3 protein-coding genes are annotated in these 4,314 nt (G+C 71.3%); 2 read left to right on the top strand and 1 reads right to left on the bottom strand.

Features of this window, described 5'->3' with window-relative positions; all coding sequences use genetic code 11:
• The first annotated feature begins 1,875 nt into the window (after nucleotides 1–1,875).
• Nucleotides 1,876–2,232 (top strand): hypothetical protein, encoded by a 357-nt coding sequence (locus D6689_15520; protein ID RMH39821.1) that lies wholly within the window; start codon nucleotides 1,876–1,878, stop codon nucleotides 2,230–2,232.
• Here D6689_15520 and D6689_15525 read toward each other — a convergent pair.
• Complete coding sequence (locus D6689_15525; protein RMH39822.1) at nucleotides 2,217–2,660, bottom strand: DUF1801 domain-containing protein; 444 nt, start codon at nucleotides 2,658–2,660, stop codon at nucleotides 2,217–2,219. The two genes, D6689_15520 and D6689_15525, sit on opposite strands and share 16 nt — an antisense overlap.
• A gap of 80 nt (nucleotides 2,661–2,740) precedes the next feature.
• Between D6689_15525 and D6689_15530 the strand changes: the two genes are divergently transcribed.
• On the top strand, nucleotides 2,741–4,314 hold a 1,574-nt coding region (locus tag D6689_15530), incomplete at its 3' end, for an ABC transporter ATP-binding protein (protein RMH39823.1).

Here is a 4,314-nt window from a genome sequence, read left to right on the forward strand (position 1 = left end):
CGTGGAACGCGGCGCGCGCGGGCACGGCGCGCCCCACGGCGCATAACGCGGGTGCCGGGTAGCGTTCCACGTGGAACGCGGCGGATGGGCCGGCCCAGGGTAGCCCTCGCTCGAACGCGGCGGCGCAGAGCGCGTTCCACGTGGAACGGTAGAGCGCATCCGTGCGTCGCGACGTGCGTGCGAATGCCGATCCGCGGACCCGCCACACGTGAAGGGGCGCCACAGGACACCCATGAACCGCCCCACTGGCGGGATGCTCGGCGGACCGATGTGCTGCCAGCCGGCCCTCGCGCTGTCCGAGCAGACAGTGCGAAGCCTCAGTTTGTCGTCCGAGCGCCTCGGTTCATGCTGCACGTCGGGCGTTGGGCCGGGGCCTCCGGCGGCAGCCTCCCCGGCGCGAGGTCGTCCCCGCGGTCGAGCCCCTCGGCGAGTGTTGCGCTCCGGCTCGCGAGGGACGCCGCGAGGTGCACGGCGAAGCGCAGCGCACGCCTGCGGCCCACGCCGGCGCGTGTCCACGGGCGGCACGGGAGGGCGCGAGGGCAGCCGCCGACAACCCCACCGCGACCGCAGCCGGCGGCCGTGCGCGACAGCCACCCAGGGGCGTCCGAGGCGGCCCATCGCCCCACCGGCGGTACCGGGCGACCGAGGGAGCCGCGCGTGCCGTGGCGATCGGTGGTGTCGACGCAAGCGACGGCCCTCCTGGCCCCGCACGGCAGGAGCGACGCGTGAGCGCGGACGGCGCCCCGGGCACGACGCGCCTCGTCTCCCCGCACGGCAGGGGGCACGGCCAAAGGCCGGCGATCCAGCCCCCGGCGTAACTCCTGGCCCCGCAAGGCAGGAGCCACGAAGCCGAGTCGGTCGGCGTCGCCTCGCACGCCGGCGCGCCGACGCGGCGCCGCCCGGCCGTCCACGCGCGTCCGCGCGTTGTCCGCCGCAGGTGCGCTGCAGACCGTCGCGGCGGCGCGCTGAGCGCGCAATGCCCGGCATCCTCCGCGCAACGTCCCCGCGTTCGCGACCCGGTCCACCGCGCCCGGATCGCGGTTTGGAGCCCGCGCGAGACGTGCCACGCCGAATCGCCTGGCCCTCTCTCCGCGCGAGCCAAGGCTCGCCGGGCGAACGACGGTCGAACAGCGGGCGACCCGAACCGTTCAACCGCGGGGGGCCCGATTGGCGGCGATATCGATCACGTTGACGGCGCCATGGCTGTCCTCGCGCGATGGAATCGCGCGGCGACGGGGATCCCACAGCCCGTGCCCGGGAACTCCGCGACGCTGCGACGTCGCGCGCGTGTCCCCGACCGCCGGCGCGTGCCTCGCAACCGCGGTCTTCCGAGTCATCGATCATCGCGCACCCGGCCCCGCAGATCCCGCGGGCGTGGCCGTGGACGCAGTCTCGATCGGCGGGCGCGCGGCGCGCCGGGCACCCGGTCCGCCGTTTCGTTGCGTGCGCACGCAACTATATGCGCGTTGAGGCGCGGCTGTGTGCGGCCGCGGGCGCGCACCGCCGCACGGTCGTCGCACCGTCCAAAGAGCGGCGTGCTGGCCCCTGGAACCGCCGTCATCCGGGTTGGCGATGTGCACCGTTCCGGCTTGAAACGCAGCGCATTGAGATCGAGACCGCAAGTCGCGGGGGGACGACCTGCCAGCCGGCCGATCGGCCGGCGCAGGCGGTGGAGATGGTCAAGACAGGCGTGCTTCGACGGGGAATGGCGCCGGTCGCGTGCGCGGCGTTCGCGTGCGGCGGCGGCGACGACGACGATGGCGACGACGACGAAATCGCCGCCGACGCCGGCCCCCGCCGGACGGCAGCGGCGATTTCGGCCCGGCGTGGTCGGCGCTGTACGGCGGTGACGGGGGCCAGGAGACGGAGAGCGTCGTGGTCACGTCCGGCGGCGATCTGCTCATCGCCGGGATCTCGGATTCGTTCGGCGAGGAGTACGGCGACGCTGGGCTGCTTCAGATCGATCCGATGGGCAACGTCGTGCGGCAGGCGGCGATTGGCGCCAGCGGCGACGACATGGCGACCGACGCCCGCGAGACGACCGACGGCGGGATCGTGTTCGCCGGCTGGACCGAGTCGTTCGGCGCACAGATGGCCGACCTGTGGCTGGTCAAGCTCGACGCCGGCGGCGACGTGCTGTGGCAGCAGACGTTCGGCGGCGCCGGCCACGCCGTCGCGGGGCCGCGCGCGCCGTCGCGCGCTCGACCCCGGCGCCATTACGCCGGCGGATAGCGTCGCAGGCTGTCGGCCCACGACCGCGCGAGCAGGTCGCGCAGCGCGGCGGGGTCGACCTCCGCGAGTCGGCGCACGTACAGACATCCGACGCCGCGCCGGTGCGGGCCGAGCCGCGCGAGCGGAGCGGCGAGCGCATCGAACCCGGTCGTGCAGTAAATCGACAGGGCGCGCTTGCGCGGTGAAAACCCGATCCGCATCCAGTCGCCCTCGCGACCCGACGCATAGCGATAGTGGTACCTGCCGAATCCGATGATGTCCTTGCCCCACAGCACCGGCGGCTCGCCGGTGATCGCCTCCATCCACTCGACGAGCTGCGCTGCCTCGGCGCGCCGCTCCGCATCGTCGATCTGCGCGATCGCGGCGCGCGGATCCCGCGCGGTCGGCCGCGTCTTGACCGCCGAGCCGTCCCGACGTTTGTGCCCCATTCGCCGATCCTCGCCTGCCCGCCCGACGACCGCAAGCTGTCGCCGTGCCGCGCGGCGGACGCCGTGCGACAATCGCGCCGATGGTCGCCGCTGCGCACCGCCGTCGCAACTTGCTCGTCCCCGAGGTCGAACCGTGGCCCGCGGACGCAGGTCCGGTCATCGAACTCGACCAGGTAGACGTCGCGTTCGGCGCCAACCACGTGCTTCGCGGTATCAGCCTGCCGGTCGTCCCCGGCAAGACGACGGTGGTCGTCGGGCGCTCTGGCTCCGGCAAGTCGGTCCTGCTCAAGACCATGATGGGCCTCATCCGGCCGCAGAGCGGCCGCGTGCGCTTGTTCGGCCGCGATGTGACCGAGGCGTCGCCCGTCGAGCTGCTCGAGTTGCGCAAGCGCATGAGCATGCTGTTTCAAAACTACGCGCTGTTCGACTCCAGGTCGGTCGTAGAAAACGTCGCGTTCGGCTTGCTGGAAAACTCGACCGTGTCCCGCGCCGAGGCGCTGGCGCTCGCGCGCGACCTCCTGGCCACCCTGGGGCTCGAGGGCGCCGAACACCTGCTGCCGTCCGATCTGTCCGGCGGCATGAAGAAGCGCGTGAGTCTCGCCCGCGCGCTGGTGACCAATCCCGAAGTCGTGTTGTTCGACGAGCCGACGACCGGGCTCGACCCGATCATGATCGAGCGCGTCGACCAGATGATCCTGCTCGCGCGCCAGCAGTTTGACATCACGTCCGTGATCATCAGCCACGATATGGCCAGCACGCGGCGCCTGGCCGACTACGTCGCGTTCTTGCACGACGGGCGAATCGTCCAGTACGGCACGTACGACGAGTTCATTGCGAGCGATCATCCGGCCGTGCGCACCTTCGTCGAAGGCGCCCGCACGAGCCGCTTGTCGCGAGCGTCGACGACCGCACGTTCCGGCGATACCGCCGACCCTGCCGCGGAACCGCCGTTGGGCGAGCCCGTGATCGAACTCGTCGGCGTGCACAAGTACTTCGGCGACAAGCACGTGTTGCGCGGCGTCGATCTCGCGATCTACCCGAACCGCATCACGGTGCTCATCGGCGCGAGCGGAAGCGGCAAGTCCGTCATCATCAAACACATCATGGGCCTGTTCAAGCCGGACGCCGGCGAGGTCCGCGTGTTCGGCGAAGACATCGCGCAGCGCGACCCCGCCGACCTCAACGACGTGCGCCGTCGCCTCGGACTCCTGTTTCAACATGCGGCCCTCCTCGACTGGCTGACCGTCTACGGAAACGTCGAGTTTCCGCTGCGCGAGCGCACCGACCTGCCGAAAGCGGAGATCCGCGATCGCGTACTCGAGCTGCTCGAACGCCTCCACATCGCCGACATTCGCGACAAGCTGCCGGGCGAAATCTCCGAGGGCGAAAAGAAGCGAGTTGGCCTCGCTCGCGCGATCATCATGCGCCCGGACATCATGATCTACGACGAGCCGACGACGGGCCAGGATCCGATCCGCACTCGCCAGATCGACGACATGATCCAGGAGGCGCAGGAGCAGTTCGACATCACGAGCATCGTCATCAGCCACGACATGGCGTCGACGTTTCGCATCGCCCATCGGATCGCGCTGCTGCACGAGGGGCGAATCGCGGCCTACGGCACACCCGACGAAGTGCGCGCATCGCCCGACGA

It is taken from the genome of Deltaproteobacteria bacterium (assembly GCA_003696105.1).
Lineage (GTDB): Bacteria > Myxococcota_A > Polyangia > Haliangiales > J016 > J016.